The following is an 18656-nucleotide window of genomic DNA, read 5'->3' on the forward strand; positions in this document are numbered from 1 at the left end:
CTTTTTTAGTGCCAGCGGAATTGACCGTTCGCTGTCCATTTGCCACTCTTAAGTCTCATTTATCAAGGGACTTCAGAATGAAAAACCTTCTGCTTCTGACCGCCATTGGCCTGCTGGCCGGCTGTTCCAATCTGTCGATGAACGATGTCTATCAAAACCCGTCTTTCAGTTACGAATCGACAAGCTTCAAAGGACTCACCTTCGATAACATCGCAGGCAGTTCAGAAATATCTATTTACAACCCGAACCCATACAGCATCCCTGTTTCCGCGCTTAATGCCGAGCTGTGGCTGGATGGTAAGGAATGGCTGGCGCTGGATGGTGGCGCGGTATCGGGCTTATCGGCGAAGAAGGCTATCAGTGTTGATCTGGACTGGAACCTGATCTTCAGCGAGCTGCTCAGTCAGGCCCGATCCTCCTATGACAGTGGTCAGGCCAACTTTACCCTGATGATGAAGCCGGAGCTGGATGTGCCACTGCTCGGCAGCAAAACCCTCGACTGGCAGAGCGAGTTTTCCGTGCCGGTTCCTAAGCTGCCCACCCTGCGCATGACAGACTGGTCGGTGACGGGCGTTTCGCTGACGGCCATCACCATGGCGCTGACCTTCGATGTGGAAAACCCCAACGTGTTCTCCGTAGTTACTGAAGACTGGAACGTTGATTTGGCAAAAAATGGATCATCACTGGCTAACCTGCGCCTGGCCGATCAGACGCTGGCCGCAGGCGGCACCAGCGAGCAGAAAGTGGAGCTGGAACTGTCTCTGCTGCAGGCCGGAATCTCCGTTTTCAACAGCCTGAAGAGCAATCAGTGGTCAGATGCACTGCAGATGGATTGGTCCGGCGACTGGTACAGCCCGGATCTCGATATTGCCCTGCCCGACCTGAATCAGGCGCTGCTTAAGGTGCTGAACTAGGCCAGTAAACCAGGCTACTAAAGGAAGCGGCGGGCCTTCAGGTAGTGCCGCTTCCAGTAGATGTTGTCGAGACTGGAGCGGATAACACCCTTCGAGGTGGACGCATGAATAAAGGTGTTGTCGCCCAGATATATACCGGCATGCAGCTGTTTGCTGCTGGTTTGAAAGAACACCACATCACCGGCACTCAGCTGGTCACGCCGTATCGGCTCACCGTGTTTTACCTGCTGCTCGGTAGTTCGCGGTATCGTTTGCTGAAAGGCTTCCCAGTAGGTCAACTTGATAAAACCGGAGCAGTCAAAGCCGTTTTCATCCATGCCACCGTATTGGTAGGGCACGCCCTGATATCTGGAATACACCTCAACCAGCGGGGCCTGTTGCCCGCCCGGCCGCTCGGTGCTAACCGTTGTGCTCTGCATCGAGGCACAGCCATTGATCAGTAATACGATGGTGCAAAGAATAAAAAACCGCATCAGCCCGCCAGGTAAAAAGTTGAATAATTAATAGCAGATGTCTTTGGTTTGCGCCTGTCTTCTGCTGTGTTTTTGTTCCCGCGCGGCCAAGACTTCCGTCTAAGAGACTAAGGTCTCATTGAGAAAAAAGCGACCTCTTCCAAAATAGATTCATCAATCCCACATAAAAATAACAGGGGTCAGCATGAGTTCAGATCTATACCCAGTACCGGCAAATATTCAGCAAAGAGCAAAGGTTAATAACGAGCAATACCTGGAAATGTACCAGCGTTCTATGGACGACAACGAAGGCTTTTGGGCCGAGCATGGCCAGCGCCTGGATTGGTTTAAGCCGTACAGCCAGGTGAAGGATGTCAGCTTCGATAAATCCAATCACCGCATTCGCTGGTTTGCCGATGGTGAGTTAAACGTTGCCTACAACTGCATTGATCGCCACCTGGAAACACGCGGCGATCAAACCGCCATTATCTTTGAGGGGGATGACCCTTCGGTTGACCAGCACATCAGCTATCGGCAGCTGCATGAGCACGTCTGCCGCATGGCCAATGTTCTGAAATCGATGGGCGCAAAGAAGGGTGACCGCATTACCATCTACATGCCGATGATCCCGGAAGCGGCTTACGCCATGCTGGCCTGTGCCCGCATCGGCGCGATTCATTCGGTGGTCTTTGGTGGCTTTTCACCCGATGCATTGGCTGGCAGGATCGAAGACTGTGGATCGTCCATCGTCATCACCGCCGATGAAGGCTTGCGCGGTGCCAAGTCGGTCGCGTTGAAAGACAACGTTGATAAAGCCCTGGAAAAAGACGGCACCCAGTGCGTGCAGCATGTGCTGGTGGTGCAGCATACCGCTCAGCCCGTGCAGTTCAACGAAGGCCGCGATGTTTGGTATCACGAGCGCAGTGCCACGGTAGAGGCGGACTGCCCGTGCGAACCGATGAACGCAGAAGACCCGCTGTTTATCCTCTATACCTCCGGTTCGACCGGCAAGCCAAAGGGCGTGCTGCACACCACCGGTGGTTATCTGGTGTATGCCTCGATGACCCATGAGTACATCTTCGACTATCAGGACGGCGATGTTTACTGGTGTACCGCCGATGTCGGCTGGGTGACCGGCCACAGCTATATCATTTACGGGCCACTGGCGAACGGTGCCATCACCCTGATGTTTGAAGGTGTACCAACCTACCCAACCGCCGCGCGCTTCGCGCAGGTGGTGGAAAAGCACAAGGTGAACATCCTTTACACCGCGCCAACCGCGATCCGTGCGCTGATGGCCAAGGGCGATGAAGCCACCGCCGGTGTCGATCTGTCCTCCCTGCAGCTGCTCGGCTCGGTAGGCGAGCCGATTAACCCGGAAGCCTGGGAGTGGTTCTACAAAGCCTTTGGCAACGAAAAATGCCCGATCATGGATACCTGGTGGCAAACCGAAACCGGCGGCATTCTGATTACGCCGTTGCCGGGTGCGACCGAGTTGAAACCCGGCTCGGCCACGCGGCCTTTCTTCGGGGTTTGTCCGGCGCTGGTGGATAACCAGGGGCGTATTCTGGAAGGTGCGGTTGAAGGCAACCTAGTCATGCTCGATAGCTGGCCCGGGCAGATGCGTTCGGTGTATGGCGATCACGAACGTTTTATTCAAACCTATTTCAGCACCTATGAAGGCACCTACTTCAGCGGCGATGGCGCGCGTCGTGATGAAGACGGCTATTACTGGATCACCGGCCGGGTCGACGATGTGCTCAATGTTTCCGGGCACCGACTGGGTACGGCAGAAATCGAAAGCGCGCTGGTGGCGCACCCGGCGGTTTCCGAGGCCGCCGTGGTGGGTTACCCGCATGATATTAAAGGCCAGGGCATCTACATTTATGTCAGCCCAATGGCCGGTATTTACCCGAGTGATGAACTCACCGCTGAGCTAAAAGCCTGGCTGAGACAGGAGATTGGCCCGATCGCCACACCAGATTTAATCCAGTGGGCCGATGGCTTGCCGAAAACCCGCTCCGGTAAGATCATGCGCCGTATTCTGCGCAAGATTGCCGCCAACGAGTACGACTCGCTGGGCGATACATCCACCCTGGCTGACCCTTCGGTTGTTGATGTGTTGATTGACGAACGGATGAACCAGTAAGAGCGTTGCAAGCGGATGCCGCAGTTTGACCTGAGGCATCCGCTTGCTCTATCAGATCCTGGGGTTCGGCGCGTGGCGGCGAACCTTTAATTTCCTCTGTTATCCCCATCAGGCACAGCCCTGTTAACATCGCTCGTTTGCCGATAGCCGGTATATCGCCTTTTCCCCTTTATTTGAATGTGCTTCAATTAGCCATCGTTTTTTAAGGGTAAAAGCATGTCGAAATCTATTGCTGACCAGCTTCTCGGCCTGGGCCTGGCCGATAAAAAACAGGTTCAGAAAGATAAGGCTATGAAGCGCAAGCAGGATAAGCAGGCGCGTAAGCATAAGAATGAATCTGAAGATGAAGCCAAAGTTGCGGCCGAAAAGGCCCGCAAAGAAAAGGCTGAAAAAGATCGCCAGTTAAATTTACAGCGTCAGAAGGCGGCCGAAGAAAAAGCCATTCTGGCGCAGGTGCGCCAGATGGTCGATCGTGCAAAGGTTGATTGTGGCAACGGCGAGGTTCGCTTTAACTTTGCAGACCGCTTCGATAACAAGGTGAAAGCGGTATATGTCACCGAACAGATTCAGGCCGATTTGGCTAAAGGCCGGTTGGCGATCGCCACGGTCGATGAGAAGTTCTTTGTCGTCACCCGTCAGGTGGCGGATAAGATTGCCGAACGCTCCGAGGCCAGCATCCTGTTTATCGCAGACACCCGCAAAGCAGACGAACCGGATGAAGACGATCCGTATAAAGACTTCGTTATCCCAGATGATTTAATGTGGTGAGTATTCATGAGCCAAGCTAAGGGTTTTACCAGCCGGATCGTTCATCACGATCGGTTGCAGGGTTTTACAGATGGTCCGGTTCACGCACCGGTATACAACAGCGTGCCTTATGGCTACCAGAGCACTCAGGATCTGGTCGACGTGTTTCAGGGCGTGGCCACCGGGCAGGTGTATGCCCGTCAGGCGACACCGACAACCGAATCGCTGCAGTCTATGATTACTCAGGCTGAGCAGGGTGTCGGGACACTGGTTTTCGCCACCGGCATGGCCGCCATCAGTGCGGTGTTTTTCTCCATGCTCAAAGCCGGTGATCACCTGATTACCAGTCAGTACCTGTTTGGTAATACCCACAGCCTGATTAAAACAATGGAAGGCTTCGGCATTGAGGTTTCGTTTGTCGATACCACCGATGTTGCAGCCGTGGCTGCTGCCAAGCAGGAAAACACCCGTATGGTGTACACCGAAACCATTGCTAACCCGGGTACGCAGGTTGCCGACCTGGCCGCCATTGGTGACTGGTGCGAATCGCAGGGTATTGTTTACTTTGTCGATAACACCATTACCTCCCCTTACCTGTTCCGGCCAAAGGCGGTGAAGGCCTCACTGGTGATGAACAGCCTGTCGAAGTACTTTTGTGGTCACGGCACGGTGCTGGGCGGTTCGGTTACCGATACCGGCCTGTTCAATTGGGAAACATACCCGCACATCTTTGCTGGCTATAAAAAGGGCGACCCGAAAAAATGGGCGCTGACGCAAATCAAGAAGAAGTCACTGCGCGATATGGGTGCCTCGCTGAGTTCTGATGCGGCCTTTCAGATTGCCGTCGGTGCGGAAACCATGGCACTGCGGATGGACCGGTCAAATTCGAATGCGCTGGCGCTGGCTGAATTGCTGGCGGCACATCCGAAGGTTGCAAGGGTGTATTACCCGGGGCTCGCGGCTCACCCGCAACACCAAACGGCGACAGAGCTGTTCAAGTCTTATGGCTCTATCCTGAGCTTTGATCTTGCAGAGGGCTTCGATTGTGCTGCCCTGCTGGATGATATCGACCTGATCATCAACGCCACCCACCTCGGCGACAACCGTACGCTGGCGCTGCCAATGGCCAGTACCATCTTTTTTGAGATGGGCGCGGAGAATCGGGCTAAGCTTGGTATTGGTGACCGTATGATTCGTTGTTCCATCGGCATTGAAGATACAGATGACCTGCTGACGGCGTTCTCTGAAGCACTCGACAGGCTCTAGTTACCAAAGGCCGTGCAGACACCACGGCTTCCTCCTTTTGCAGTGGTGACAGCCGCAGTCGAAAGGTAGACAATCGTTGGTTGTTAACCTTGCGGGCATGGATGGAATCCGGCCGGCAAGGGGCACAGCAGTATCGACAGATGAATTCACAAAACAATAACAGTAAGGAATAAGTCAGTGGATCGAGTTTTAATAGTTGATGACCACCCTCTGTTTCGCGATGCGCTCAAGCTTTCGTTAACGCAAAAGCCTGCCGAGCTGAATCTGTCGGGCCCAGGCCAGGTGAGTTTTGCTGCGTCACTGGAAGATGCGCTGAAGATCCTCTATGAGTCAGAGGGTATCGATCTGGTTCTGCTGGATTTACATCTGCCCGGTAACGATGGCTTTCTGGGTCTGCTGGAGCTGAGAAAGCTCTACCCGGCACTGGCGGTGCTGGTGATCTCGGGCAACGATGACCCAACGGTAGTTTCCAAGGCACGGGCCTGCGGCGCTGCCGGTTTCATATCAAAATCACTGGCCGCCGATACCATCGTGCACGCCGTAAAAGATGTTCTCGAAGGCGAAGAGTACTGGCCCGAGGGTGATGACGAAGTGGATACGGAGCTTTCTGATATCGCCACCCGGATCAATGAGCTAACCGATCAGCAGCTGCGGGTACTGCGTCACCTGCAGGTTGGGCGTCTGAACAAACAGATTGCTTACGATCTGGATATCTCTGAAGCGACCGTTAAGGCGCACGTAACTGCCATCTTCCGCAAGCTGAATGTGCTTAACCGCACCCAGGCCGTGATCATGGCCAATAAGCTGCACGTCGACCCGCCCATTACCGTTTAAACGATTGCTGATTTTCGGCCTGGTAAGTGACCAATTTGGTCACTTCCCGTCGTGATCGTGCTTTTTAGATCCGACTGGATCGCATTTATTATTTCACGCCCCACTCGCAAGTCTCTGAAACCTGCATGGCTTATGGCTTTCAGCGCCTGCATAGAAAACAACCTGATTCAAAAGTGATTGGCACGGTTTTGGCAAATTCTGTAGGTAAAGTAACCTACTGTCGGAGCCCGAGATGTCGAAGAAGCACGGGAATGTAATTCGCCTTTATGATGTTAAACCAGAGCTGGCATTGCAGCATTTAAACCGTTCAACCGGTTTGAATTTTGAGGATATGCCACAGAGTCTGGCCGAATTGGTTACCGATCGCGGGGTTGCGGAGTTTGATTACGAAGACAATGCGCCACCCATTCTGACAGATGTTGTGGCGATTCCCGGTTAGACCGGGAGTTAAGCTTAGGCCTGTTTTTTCGCTGACGTTGATCGGGCAGGCTGCACAAATAGCTCATCGACGGTGAAGCTGTTGTTATCTGACTGCGATTGCAGGCTCATACTGGTGAGCTTGCCGGTCATTTTCAGATGGGCAATACCGGACAACAGAACCGAGCTGGAGGAGATGCTGCTGCGGTCGACACTGATCGCATGCTCGCCATTATCGTCATGCCAGTGCAGGAAGATTTCCACGTAGCCCTGACTGAGCTTTTTAAAGCGCAACCAAATGGCGACGTTGTAATCGCAATCCCATTTCATTCCTTTTCGCACATGCTGAGGGTTCAGTAACATGTGGCCGGGAATGTCGGTCAATTTTCTTCTTAGCATGACGATTCTCTAATCTAACCAGTATGACTTTATGCAGAAATTAACACAGAAACAGCCGACTGTTTCTCAGTTTAATCTCCGATGTTGTACTTTGCGGAGCTATTTCACATTTCAGCAGGCTATCTCCTTAATTCATGATTGGACTACGGGCTGTTGTGCGATTTGATCAACGCCCGCAAGGCACTCGGCTTGACCGGTTTCGCCAGATAGCCCATTCCGGCCTTTGAAGCCGATTGTTTAATATCCGATTCGGCATGGGCCGTCACCAGAATGGCCGGCACCTCGCACTGCCAAACCTCTTTCAGTTCTGCATAGAGTGTAAAGCCGGTCAGTGTTTCACCAAGATGGTAGTCGATGATCAGGACATCGGGTTGCGGCTGGCAGACTGCCGCTTCCCGCGTCGTCGCCGAGGCAACGGCGCAGCCCCAGCCGGTTAAAAGCGTGGTCAGGGCATCAATATTCTGCTGATCGTTATCGATGACCAGGATGGTCAGGTTCAGCTGATTCTTCTTAATGCCGGTTTTTACGGCCTTCTGTGGAGCGGCAATCTTCTGAACCGCCGACACAGGCACCGAGAGCTCAAAGCAGGAGCCTTTACCAGGGGTGGATTGCACGCGGATTGGATGATGCAGATACTGGCTGATCCGGCTGACCACACTCAAGCCCAGGCCGACGCCCTGAGCTTCCTGGCGGTGCTGATCCAGCCGGTTGAAGTCGAGGAATATGCGTTCCAGATCATCGGCTTCAATACCCAGCCCTGTATCCCAGATTTGAATGACTACCTGGCCGCCGCGTTTGCGTGCCGCCAGCAATACCCCACCGCTGCGCGTGTACTTAATAGCATTGGACACCAGGTTCTGAATGATGCGCCGCAGTGGCCGGCTTTCGCTGCTGACAATGATGTCCGTTGGCCGTACCAGTAAGCGCAGGCTCTTCTCTTCGGCCACGGCAGAGAACTCATCCATGATCGACTGAAAGATCGAGGAAAGCTCTACCGGTTCGATAATTGGGTTCTGCGGGTTGCCATCGAGCTTGGCAATTTCCAGCAGGGTGGAGATCAGCTCTTCGGTGGTACGCAGTGAGCTCTCCAGCTTTGGCAGGATGTCGTCCTCTGCGTACTTTTCCAGCAACGCAGTGTTATAGAGCCGTGCCGCATTCAGCGGCTGCAGAATGTCGTGACTGGCCAGGGCCAGGAAGCGGGTTTTGCTTTCATTGGCCAGTTCAGCCTCGTTTTTGGCATCGAGAATCATCGACTCCGCGCGTTCTCGCTCGTTGATTTCCTCGCGCAGCTCCTTGTTGATCTTGCGGACTTCCTCGGTGCGCTCTTCCACCCGCTGTTCCAGGTTGGCCTTGGCTTCACGCAGTTCATCCTGAGCATGAACGTACTCGGTGATGTCATTAAAGGTGGCCACAAAGCCGCCGCCGGGTAACGGATTCCCGCGTATTTCGGTCACACGACCATTGCTGCGCATACGGATAAAGCGGTGTGCCGTGCCCATGCGCAGGTGGGTCATGCGTTTGCGCACATGATCTTCGACCTCGCCGGGCCCGCACTCGCCACGTTCGGCGTTATAGCGGATCAGCTCTTCGATCGAGCTGCCAACCCGGATCATGTCCTTTGGATACTGGTACATTTCCAGGTACTTGCGGTTCCAGGCAACCAGCTTTTGTTCGCGGTCGATCACCGAGACACCGTTGTCCAGATTCTCCAGCGTCGACGACAGCACCTGCTGGTTAAAATGGATCGCCTGGGTGGTTTCATCAAAGAAGTTAACCACATCCTCCAGGTGCAGCTTGCGGCCGGCCAGCGCCGAATGCATCATCGCCCGGGCCGAGCTGGCACCGATCACACCGGAGAGCTTGCGTTCGATGTAGCGGATGAAATCTGGCGAGGGCAGGTCACTGGCGTGAATATGGACGTGATGAACCCGCTCGAAATCACCGATCCACTGCTTGGTTTGCGCCATGCCGGCAAAGCGCTCCAGTACACTGACCAGCTCGCTGGCCCGCACATTGGGCTTTTTGTAATGAACATCTTCCTTCTGTCCGTGGTTGTCGGGTAACACATAGGCCGATGCCTGAAGCTGGTCGGTCAGGCTGGCGTTGGCCTGTCGGGAAAAGCGAACAAAGAAAAAGCAGTTCGCGGCCAGACTGAAAAACACCCCGTGTGACAGCGGGTCGCTGAATTGAAAGCCAAGCAGGTGTTCCGGCCGCAGCCAGCCTACGCCCAGTGGTCCGTTTTCCAGCAGGCTCATGGGGATCAGGCCATCGCGCGCCAGCAACGGCACCAGCAGCGTCCAGAACCAGACCAGGCTGCCGCTGATCATGCCGGCATAGGCCCCGCTGGCATGCGCCTTACGCCAATAAAGGCCACCGATGAGCGCGGGGATCAGTTGTACGACCAGAGAAAAGGCCAGCAGGCCGGTGGCCGATAAGGCTTCGCTTTCGCTGAACAGTGCGTTGTAGCTCCAGGCCAGAAAGATGACGACGCCAATAATGAAGCGGCGCATCGCCAGCAGCCACGGGCCGAGAACATTCTGGTCCGCCGATAGCCGCCGGTTAATAACAAAGGGCAACAGCGCATCGTTGCTCAGCATGGTGGAGAGGGTCAGTGTGGTGATTACGATCATCGCCATAGAGGCGGAAAAGCCACCAATAAAGACCAGAATGCTGAGCCAGGTCTGGCCGGTTACCTGCGGTAACAGCAGCACGAAGGTATCTGCATCCACACCGCTACCCTGAAACAGCCGCAGACCGGCCGCGGTGATCGGTAACACCGCCAGGCTGACGATGATCAGATAAGCCGGAAACAGCCAGCGTGCGGTCTTCAGGTGCTGGTGGTTGATGCTTTCAACCACCATAACGTGGAACTGACGGGGCAATACCAGAATGGCACCGGAAGCCAGCAGCAGCTGGGTCAGGAAGCTTAAATCGACGCCCTGCCAGATAAACCGGTTGGTTGCGATCAGCTCACTGCGGAACTCCGCCGGACCGCTGTAGAAAACGAAAATCACATAGGCTGCCAGCACCACCAGCGCTGCCAGCTTTACCAGCGATTCAAAGGCGATGGTCAGCATCATGCCGTGGTGGTGACGGCTGGCATCGACCTGGCGGGTGCCAAACAGGATGGCAAATACCACCATCAGCGCCGCCACCGTCAGGCTGGTGTTCAGCAGCGGGAAGTTGGTATTGGAGGCCGCTGACAACACCAGAATGGAGTTGGTTACGGCCTTCAGCTGCAGCGCAATGTAGGGGATGCCGGCGACGGTACAGATCATGGTCGCAATGAGCGCAATGCCCTTCTTTTTGCTGTAGCGCGAAGACAGAAAGTCGGCGATGGAGGTGGTATTTTGCCGCTTGCCAACCCGGATCATCTTATGGATGAGTGGGTACCCAAACACGAATACCAGAAAGGGCCCCAGATAGATTGGCAGAAATGACCAGCCGCCGTTTGCCGCAGAGCCTACAGCGCCGTAGAAGGTCCAGCTTGAGCAATAGACCGCCAGTGCCAGCGAATAGATGATGTGGCGCGCTGGCGCGGTCATATTCTTGCCGGAGCGGGAATCGCCATAGAGGGCGATCCCGAACAGCAGGAAGAAGTACAGGATGGCAAAGACGAATAGAACCCATGGATTCATAGTTTAAATGCACTCCGATTGCCGGTTGTTATTATTGCTTTAATGCGATGGGTGAATGGCTCGGGTAGTTTTGATAACTTTTGTTACACTAGCAGTCAAATTAGAAAAGATGAATCACTATGAATAAACCTGTAAATCACCCTGAAGTTTCAACCGGCAAGGTTGGTGTTTTGTTGGTTAACCTTGGTACGCCCGATCAGCTCACGGTGCCGAGTGTACGCCGCTACCTGCGCCAGTTTCTATCCGACTCTCGGGTAGTAACCCTACCGCGCCTTCTCTGGCTGCCTTTGCTGAACCTGGTCATCCTGAATGTGCGACCGAAGAAATCACTTGCCGCCTACAGCAAGATCTGGCGCAAGGAAGACAATCAGTCACCGCTGCGTTACTACACCGAGCAACTGACCAAAGGCATTGCTGCCGCTAAATCCGGTGCAGTGGTCGAATTCGCCATGCGCTACGGTGAGCCGGCAATCGACAAAAAAATGGCAGAGATGCAGAAGGCCGGGTGCGATCGTATTCTGGTGGTACCGTTGTACCCACAATATTCTGCGACCACCAATGCAACCGTGGTTGACGAGGTGTTTCGTTACCTTAAAAAACAGGTCTGGCAACCGAGTGTGCGTATCGCCGCCCCCTGGTATAAGCACCCTGCCTATATCGAAGCCCTGAAGGCCCAGGTTGTTCAACACATAGAGGAAAAACAGTCACAGCCGGACAAAATACTGTTGTCCTTCCACGGCCTGCCGGAGAAATCGCTGGAAGATGGCGACCCCTATTATTGCCAGTGCATGGTCACCGGCCGCTTGCTGGCCGAGGCGTTGGGTAAAACCGGAGATGAGGTGATGGTGACCTTCCAGAGCCGCTTTGGCCCGGCTACCTGGCTGCAGCCCTATACCGCCGAAGTGCTTGAATCGCTGCCTGCCAAGGGCGTGAACAACATTCTGGTGTTGACCCCCGGCTTCGTGGCCGACTGTATTGAAACGCTGGAGGAGATCGCCATTGAAGGCAAGGGAGACTTTATAGCGGCCGGCGGTAAAGCGTGCGATGTGCTGCCCTGCCTGAATGACAGTGCCGAAGGCCTTGATGTTATGAATACAGTAGTAACAGAGGAATTAGCCGGTTGGCTTGATTGAATGTGAACTTAGAGGGGGGCGATCTGGCAGATTTTTGTTTTTGTGATGCCAGAGATAAAAACAGCGCCCTTGTTCTTGTTTTTAGGTGGGCGCCGACGATTCTTATTTCCACCCTATTCTTGTTTTTGTTGATGGGTGTTATTTATTTTTAGTGATTTAGATATTGCACTCAGTGTGCCACTTTTTGTTTTCCTTTATAAATCAATAACTTATAGCTTGTTGGTTAAAAAGTGATCAGGCTGGCGTTTGCAGGGTAACAGCTGCCGTGGTGTTGGGTAACACTTTTGATGGTTGGGTAACACATTGACGTTGGGCGCTCGATTTCCTGCTTTGTTACTGAAACACACATTGATTTCCTGCAGGCATTACCAATAATGGTTTTCACAAAATACAACAGGAGCAAATCATGTTTGGGTGGTTCAAGAAGGCCTCGGCGAAACCGGAAAAGAAAGACTGGGAGGATTACCAAGGCTTCAGGGTTTGTGCGACTCCGATTGCCGAAGGTGGCCAGTACCGCGTCAGCGGTATCATTGAAAAGGGTGAGGGCGAGGACAAACAGCAGCACACCTTTGTGCGTGCCGATTTGATTGCCGGTAAGGATGAAGCTAAACAGTTTACGGTAATGAAAGCCAAACTGATGATTGATCAGCTTGGCGATCGGGTTTTTAAGAGCTAAATACTCAGTTGATAGAGTCTTCAGGCTTGGGGGAGAACAGCTCCTCAACCTGTTGCAGGCTGAAGGCGTAGCGGGCACGGCAGAATTGGCAATCAATTTCAATGTGCCCCTGCTCATGGGCAATCTCCAGGGCTTCCTGCTGGCCCAGGGTCATAATGGCGTTGGCTGAACGTTGTTCACTGCAGGTGCATTCAAACCGCAGCTCTCTGGCTGGGTACACCCTTACGGTTTCTTCATGGAACAGGCGGTGCAAGACCGTTTCACTGTCCAGATTCAGCGCTTCTTCCGGCTTCAGTGTTTCGGCCAGAAAGTTCAATCGCTCCCAGTCTTCATCTTCCTGTAAATCCAGGCTGCTTTCGCTGGCGGACTTAGGCATGGCCTGCAGCATCATACCGGCGGCAGCGTTGTGGTCGGCATACAGCCAAACCCGGGTTTTAATTTGTTCAGACTGCTGGAAGTAGCCTTCCAGAGCGCTGGCCAGATCGATGTCATCGTCGTTGATCAGAACAATGCCCTGGTAGCGCTGGCCTTTATCCGGGTCGATGGTAATCGCCAAATGCCCTTCGCCCAGCAGTGGGCCGCTGTCTTCAAAGTCGTCGTTGTACTGGGCGATGGCGCGCAGTGCCTGATTATTGCGGCACTCTGCCATCAGTGTACGAACCTGGCCGTTACCCTTCACCTGCAGTGACAGAATGCCTTCAAACTTGATGGTATCGCTGAGCATGGCGGCAGCGGCCATAAACTGGCCAAGCAGCGGCTGAATGGGTCTCGGGTAATTGTGTTTGCTGAGCACTTCCTGGAAAGGCCTGGCAATCTGGGTCAGTTCGCCGCGAATGTGGGTGTCTTCAAACAGAAAACGGGTGGTGGTATCGGTAACAGTCATGCCTGTGCTCTAGTCTTGATCCTGCTGGTTAATGTTCTTGAAGCGGATAATATCACGCCGTTGCTTTTTGTTTGGCCGGTGGTCGGTGTGCACCGAGCTTAAATTCATGGCCTTGCGGGCTTCTGCATTTTTTGCCCGTTTCTCAATCGAGGCTTCGGTCTCGCTGTACATCAGTTGCGCTTCCGGCGCGCCCCGGCGCTTGTCGCTGACAGCTTGCACGATGACGGTCTTTTCATCCCAGCCCAACTGCATGCGCAGTTCAGCGCCGGCTTCTACGGTGCGGCTGGGTTTGGCTTTGGCGCGGTTGTAATGCACCTTGCCGCCTTCCACAGCGGCCTTGGCCAGCGCTCTTGTTTTAAAGAAGCGGGCGGCCCAAAGCCACTTGTCGAGGCGGATGGATTCGGTTGTTTCGGTCATATAGAAGGTAAATACAGTTCCTGAAAGTGATCAAAAGCCGGATAGCGGGAATCGTAAACCCGGCCCTGACTGTTGGGTGTTTTCACGCCAAGGCAATGAGCAATACCGGCATTCGCTGCGGCATCCAAGATGTGGTCATTGTCATCGATAAACAAGGTTTGACCGGCGATATAGTTTGTTTTTTCCTGTAACCACTGCCAGTAACCGGGCGATTCTTTCGGTGCGTTGGCGCTGTGAGCATCCATGATCACATCCACCCATTGCGACAGATCGGTGTGCAGGTCTTTCAGGGCGATGCTGTCCGGATGGGCGTTGGTGGCGAGGATGACATGCTTGTTATGGTGTTTCAGCCACTTCAAAAATGCCAGCGCGCCCTTGCGGAAGCCGATCAGGTGAGAAAGCTCAGACTTTACCGGGCGAATATCGAAGCCGACCTGTTCGCTCCAGTAATCCAGGCAATACCAATCGAGCTTGCCCCAGGCCTGTTCCGCCAATTGGATGATGGTTTTGCTGGCCTCATCCTCGGTAATTTGATGATGCTCGGCGTAGGCTTTGGGTAACGCGATACGCCACAGGGTATCGTCGAAGCACAAGTCGAGCAGGGTGCCGTCCATATCGAGCAGCACCCAGGAAATGTCATCCCACTGTTCGGGGCTTAATATAGCCATGTTAAACTGGTCCGACCCTTTAGAAATTTGGATTCACTATAGATGAAATTAGCAACACCGGATACGTCGATTCAGCTGAGCGTGGGCCAGTTGCAGTTAACACGCCTGTTTGCCCTGGCTGAACAGGCATCGGAAGCCGTGCTGAAAATCTATGGTGATGAATCGTTGTGGCAGCAGGTATCGAAATCTGATGATACGCCGGTGACTGCGGCGGATTTGAAGTCGTCAGAGTTGCTGGTTGCCGGCCTGCCGTCGGTGCTGGATTGCCCGGTGGTCTCGGAAGAGGACCTGCCGCCCTACCAATTGCGCCGTCAGTGGCCGCTCTATTGGCTGGTCGACCCGATTGACGGCACCAAGGAGTTCATTGGCCGGACCGGCGAGTTTGTTATTAATATCGCCCTGATGCATCAGCATCAGCCGGTGTTTGGCCTGATCTATCAGATTACTGAAGGCCGCGCCTGGTGGGGTGGGCCAGAGGTTGGCGCCTACTATACCAGCCCGCTGAAGAAGCTTGGCAGCCAGCTCGGGGCCACCAGCAAAGATATTCTTGCGCTGGGCTCCCGGCGCTCCCGCTGGAAGGGTGAATGGCGGCCCAGGCTGGAAGGCTGCGGTTATCAGGTCGCCACTCAATCGGTTGGCAGCGCACTGAAGTTTGCTTATCTGGCGGAAGGCCGTGCGGATATGTACCCAAGGCTGGGGCCAACCAGCGAGTGGGATACCGCAGCCCCGCAGGCCATTCTGCAGGCCACCGGCGGAGCCATTGTCCAGTGGAACGGCGAGCCGCTGCAATACGGCAAGGCCAACACCCTGAACCCGCATTTTGTCGCCGTGCGCGACAGGTCGTTTCTTAAGGTGCTGCTCGGCAACTAAGCCGGGTGGCGCCTTACAATTAACCGCAAATGTTCATTCACCGTGGCCGGCGATACCCTGTAGAATGGGCGGCTGTTCTGCCACCGGCAGTTAAATTAAGAAAGGTTTTATACGTTGACTACTCCTACCCTGCACCTGAATAAGGGTGCTGAACGCCGAATCCGTTCCGGCCACCACTGGATCTACAACAACGAAGTGGACCAGTCCGCCTCACCGCTCAAGGGCTTTGCTCCCGGTCAGGTTGCCAATGCGGTCGACTTCCGCGGTAAGCCGGTGGGCAGCTTTATGGTAAACCCGCATGCGCTGATCTGCGCCCGGTTGATCTCCCGTCAGGCAGATCGCGGTCTGACCAGCTCGCTGGTTAAGAACCGCCTCAAACAGGCGCTGGCATTGCGTCAGATGTGTTACGACGCACCCTATTACCGCTGGGTTTACGGCGACAGCGACGGCTTGTCCGGTCTGGTGGTCGACCGCTTCGGCGATGTGCTCTCGGTGCAGGTTTCAACGGCCGGTATTGAGGCTTGTCTGGATAACATCCTTGAGCATCTGATTCGCTTGGTGCAGCCCAAGGGCATTCTGCTGAAGAATGACGGCAAGATGCGCTCGGTAGAGGGCCTGGAGTCTTACGTCCGGGTGGCTTATGGCGAGGTGCCGGATCAGGTGTTACTGATCGAAAATGGCGTCAGCTTTGAAGCGCCGTTGATGACCGGTCAGAAAACCGGCTGGTTTTACGATCACCGCCCTAACCGTCAGTTGGCCGCCAGTTTTGCCAGAGATAAGACCGTACTCGATGTGTTCAGCTATCTCGGCGGCTGGGGCCTAACCGCTGGCAGTCAGGGGGCGAAAGCCGTTACCTGCGTCGATGCCTCCGCTCTGGCGTTGAATGGCGTGCTGGAAAATGCCCGGCGCAACGGTCTGGAAGACCGGGTAACCACACACGAGGGTGATGCCTTTGATATTCTGCAAACCCTGCACAGTGACAAGCAGCGCTTCGATATTGTGATTGTTGACCCGCCGGCCTTCATCACCCGCCGTAAGGATATCGACTCCGGCGAGCGCGCCTATCAGCGCCTGAACGATGCGGCAATGAAGCTGGTCAATCATGGTGGCCTGCTGGTCAGCGCCAGCTGTTCGATGCATCTGGAGAACGATCGCCTGCGTGACATGATTCGCGCATCGGCCCGTAAGTTGGACCGGCACGCGCTGATCCTGGCGGAAGGCAGTCAGGGTGCGGATCACCCGGTGTTGCCGGCGGTTAAGGAAACCCGTTACATCAAATCGATCTTTGCGCAGGTTACGCCGGGCTTTTAGCGGGTGGTTATTCGACCATCAGCGGTACGTTGTAGTGCTGCATCAGCGCGGAGAAGTGCAGGGTTACCTCGGCCAGGGCCTGCCTTGCTGCCTGCCAATGCTCGCTCGCCTCGCTCTGCGCCGGGTAGTTTTCAGGCAGCTGGCTGATTGCCTCAATGCTGGCCGCGATTGACCGGGCCATTGCCTCGGCCGTGACTGGCTGCTCGCTGTTGGCGTCGAGCCAGCGTGTGAACTCGGTAGGCTGCTGCGGAGAACCGACCAAGGCCTGCAGTGACTCGAGCATCGCCAGCGGGTGGCTTCGGCCCTGGCCGCTGATCTGTGCCGGGTGATGCCATTCCGGCTCTGACAGGGCCGACTCTTCAAACAGCGAATGCAGCAGCTCAACCATCACCAGCCGCTGACCGCTCTGCAGCACCAGGTTCAGCTGTGCGCGCTCCGGCAGGGCATAAAATTGCCTGCCGTTCCAGCGTTGCAATGCCTGTTGCAGCAGGTTTTTCTGCACGCTGCCGGCCACCCTCAGGTAGTCAAGACGGCGCGTTACATTGATGGCTTTGTTCGGGTCTGCTGTCACCCAGACATCCGTCAGCTCACTGCGCCACAAAAAGAACTCGATGACTGGAAAGCCGAGCGAGGCGGATTCTTCATCCATCAGCCGGTGCTGGCTGCGCAGGGCGTCTTCAGTCACCGGTATATCCAGCTCGTGCACCAGACCGCTGTACGGGTATTCGGGAATGCCGTCAATGTAGCCGGGCAGGAATGGTCGGGTATCGATCAGATCGACCAGCCGGTAAAAACCGTCGGCTTCGGTCAGGGAAAAGGGCTTCTGGAAGTAGAGTTCCGCCGCCCGCCAGCTTTGCAGGCACGGCCGGTAGGCTGCCTGTGCGGTCAACTGGCTGTTGCCGGAAGGCGCCGCGACGAAGTTGTCGATTGCGCTAAACAGCTTTTCGCATTCGGCCTGGGTGTGGTTCAGCGCTGTAACTGCCTGGTTGTAAAACAGCTGCGCGCTGGCCGTGAAGTTCAGCGCCACGGCGGGTTTTTCTTCATTAATAAGGTTGTTAGTGGCCACTGATTCGGCAGATAAGGTAACGGCCGGCGGGTCATCACTGCGTTCGCAGCCAACCAGTAGGCTAAGTATCAATGTCGCTAACGCGAACCTTTTCACTCATGATCCCTTAGATTCAAAATGGTCCACCCGCGGCTGGTGGCTATGTTCATCAGCCGGTCGTCGGGGTTAACCGCAACCGGGTTATCGACCTGTTCAAGCAGTGGCAGATCATTGTGCGAATCGGAGTAAAACCAGGCGCCGTTCAGCGATTCTTCGTGCTCCGCCAGCCATTGCTGTAAGCGCAAAACCTTACCATGCTGAAAGCTCGGTATACCAGTTGGCTTGCCGGTGTAGATGCCGTTTTCTTGGCCTGGTTCACAGGCAATCAGCTCATCGATACCCAAATGGTTAACAATCGGCTCGGTGACAAAGCGGTTGGTGGCGGTGATCACCAGAAGCCGGTCACCCTGCTGGCGATGTGTCTCGATCAGTGCTTGAGCCTTTTCCAGCAGCATCGGCTGAATTTTGCTGGTCATGAACTGCTGGTGCAGCGGTGCCAGATCTGTGGGTGATTTACCGGCCAGAAATGACAGAGCAAACTCCAGGTATTCCTGAATATCGAGCTCCCCACTCTGGTACTGATGCAGAAAATGATTATTGGCTTTACTGACGATGTCTTTATCGACCAGGTTCTGGTCTACCAGAAACTCGCCCCAGGCGTGATCGGAATCTCCGGCAATGAGTGTGTTATCCAGATCAAAAATAGCCAATGTCACAATTCAATTTCCTTCCGTATTTATCAGGGGGCAATTCTAGCGTGAATCTGTGTTGCCCAAT

General features: G+C 54.7%; 18 protein-coding genes. 10 read left to right on the plus strand and 8 right to left on the minus strand.

All coding sequences use genetic code 11. The features are described from left to right. The first annotated feature begins 77 nt into the window (after positions 1-77). A complete protein-coding gene (locus BCF53_RS01615) occupies positions 78-914 on the plus strand; it encodes an LEA/WHy family protein (RefSeq protein ID WP_132699198.1) in 837 nt (278 codons plus the stop codon). Between the two features lie 17 nt (positions 915-931). On the opposite strand, the gene BCF53_RS01620 is transcribed toward BCF53_RS01615, so the two are convergent. Continuing rightward, a complete protein-coding gene (locus tag BCF53_RS01620; RefSeq protein WP_132699200.1) occupies positions 932-1387 on the minus strand; it encodes a C40 family peptidase in 456 nt (151 codons plus the stop codon). A 184-nt stretch (positions 1388-1571) separates the two neighbouring features. Here BCF53_RS01620 and acs point away from each other — a divergent pair, with 184 nt between their 5' ends. The 5 genes from acs to BCF53_RS01645 all read left to right on the plus strand — a co-directional run bounded on the left by acs (position 1572) and on the right by BCF53_RS01645 (position 6801). Beyond that, positions 1572-3515 (plus strand): acetate--CoA ligase, encoded by a 1944-nt coding sequence (gene acs, locus BCF53_RS01625; RefSeq protein WP_132699202.1) that lies wholly within the window; start codon positions 1572-1574, stop codon positions 3513-3515. Between the two features lie 216 nt (positions 3516-3731). Then, a complete protein-coding gene (locus BCF53_RS01630) occupies positions 3732-4283 on the plus strand; it encodes a DUF2058 domain-containing protein (RefSeq protein ID WP_132699204.1) in 552 nt (183 codons plus the stop codon). A 6-nt stretch (positions 4284-4289) separates the two neighbouring features. After that, complete coding sequence (locus BCF53_RS01635) at positions 4290-5528, plus strand: cystathionine gamma-synthase family protein (RefSeq protein WP_132699206.1); 1239 nt, start codon at positions 4290-4292, stop codon at positions 5526-5528. A gap of 177 nt (positions 5529-5705) precedes the next feature. Then, positions 5706-6362 (plus strand): response regulator transcription factor, encoded by a 657-nt coding sequence (locus tag BCF53_RS01640; RefSeq protein ID WP_132699208.1) that lies wholly within the window; start codon positions 5706-5708, stop codon positions 6360-6362. Between the two features lie 232 nt (positions 6363-6594). Beyond that, on the plus strand, positions 6595-6801 hold the full coding sequence (locus tag BCF53_RS01645) for a hypothetical protein (protein ID WP_132699210.1): 207 nt from the start codon (positions 6595-6597) through the stop codon (positions 6799-6801). 14 nt (positions 6802-6815) lie between these two features. On the opposite strand, the gene BCF53_RS01650 is transcribed toward BCF53_RS01645, so the two are convergent. Continuing rightward, positions 6816-7178: a hypothetical protein gene (locus BCF53_RS01650; protein ID WP_132699212.1), complete on the minus strand. Its 363-nt coding sequence runs from the start codon at positions 7176-7178 to the stop codon at positions 6816-6818. 143 nt (positions 7179-7321) lie between these two features. Beyond that, entirely contained in the window at positions 7322-10816 is a 3495-nt protein-coding gene (locus BCF53_RS01655) for a PAS domain-containing hybrid sensor histidine kinase/response regulator (protein WP_132699214.1), read from the minus strand. 119 nt (positions 10817-10935) lie between these two features. Between BCF53_RS01655 and hemH the strand changes: the two genes are divergently transcribed. Further along, positions 10936-11949 (plus strand): ferrochelatase, encoded by a 1014-nt coding sequence (hemH, locus tag BCF53_RS01660; RefSeq protein ID WP_132699216.1) that lies wholly within the window; start codon positions 10936-10938, stop codon positions 11947-11949. Between the two features lie 406 nt (positions 11950-12355). Further along, the gene (locus tag BCF53_RS01665; RefSeq protein WP_132699218.1) at positions 12356-12625 is read left to right on the plus strand and encodes an HlyU family transcriptional regulator; all 270 of its coding nucleotides are present in this window, start codon (positions 12356-12358) and stop codon (positions 12623-12625) included. A 4-nt stretch (positions 12626-12629) separates the two neighbouring features. Here BCF53_RS01665 and hslO read toward each other — a convergent pair whose 3' ends face one another. Genes hslO through yrfG form a run of 3 tightly spaced genes read right to left on the minus strand, consistent with a single transcriptional unit; the run spans position 12630 to position 14593 of the window. Beyond that, complete coding sequence (gene hslO, locus BCF53_RS01670; RefSeq protein WP_132699220.1) at positions 12630-13508, minus strand: Hsp33 family molecular chaperone HslO; 879 nt, start codon at positions 13506-13508, stop codon at positions 12630-12632. 9 nt (positions 13509-13517) lie between these two features. Next, positions 13518-13925 carry a ribosome-associated heat shock protein Hsp15 gene (gene hslR / locus BCF53_RS01675; RefSeq protein WP_132699222.1) on the minus strand — a complete coding sequence of 136 codons (408 nt, stop codon included), beginning with the start codon at positions 13923-13925 and terminating at the stop codon, positions 13518-13520. Continuing rightward, positions 13922-14593 carry a GMP/IMP nucleotidase gene (gene yrfG / locus BCF53_RS01680; protein ID WP_132699224.1) on the minus strand — a complete coding sequence of 224 codons (672 nt, stop codon included), beginning with the start codon at positions 14591-14593 and terminating at the stop codon, positions 13922-13924. The genes hslR and yrfG overlap by 4 nt, the downstream gene beginning before the upstream one ends. Before the next feature lie 42 nt (positions 14594-14635). Here yrfG and BCF53_RS01685 point away from each other — a divergent pair, with 42 nt between their 5' ends. Beyond that, positions 14636-15463, plus strand: coding sequence for a 3'(2'),5'-bisphosphate nucleotidase CysQ family protein (locus BCF53_RS01685; protein ID WP_132699226.1), 828 nt, complete (start codon positions 14636-14638; stop codon positions 15461-15463). Positions 15464-15577: 114 nt separating this feature from the next. Continuing rightward, a complete protein-coding gene (locus BCF53_RS01690) occupies positions 15578-16774 on the plus strand; it encodes a class I SAM-dependent rRNA methyltransferase (RefSeq protein ID WP_132699227.1) in 1197 nt (398 codons plus the stop codon). A gap of 7 nt (positions 16775-16781) precedes the next feature. Here the strand turns inward: BCF53_RS01690 and BCF53_RS01695 are convergent, their stop codons facing one another. Beyond that, positions 16782-17936, minus strand: coding sequence for an imelysin family protein (locus BCF53_RS01695; protein WP_132699229.1), 1155 nt, complete (start codon positions 17934-17936; stop codon positions 16782-16784). Continuing rightward, positions 17933-18595, minus strand: coding sequence for a histidinol-phosphatase (locus BCF53_RS01700; protein ID WP_132699231.1), 663 nt, complete (start codon positions 18593-18595; stop codon positions 17933-17935). The genes BCF53_RS01695 and BCF53_RS01700 overlap by 4 nt, the downstream gene beginning before the upstream one ends. Positions 18596-18656: the final 61 nt, after the last annotated feature.

This window comes from Reinekea marinisedimentorum (assembly GCF_004341165.1).
Lineage (GTDB): Bacteria > Pseudomonadota > Gammaproteobacteria > Pseudomonadales > Natronospirillaceae > Reinekea > Reinekea marinisedimentorum.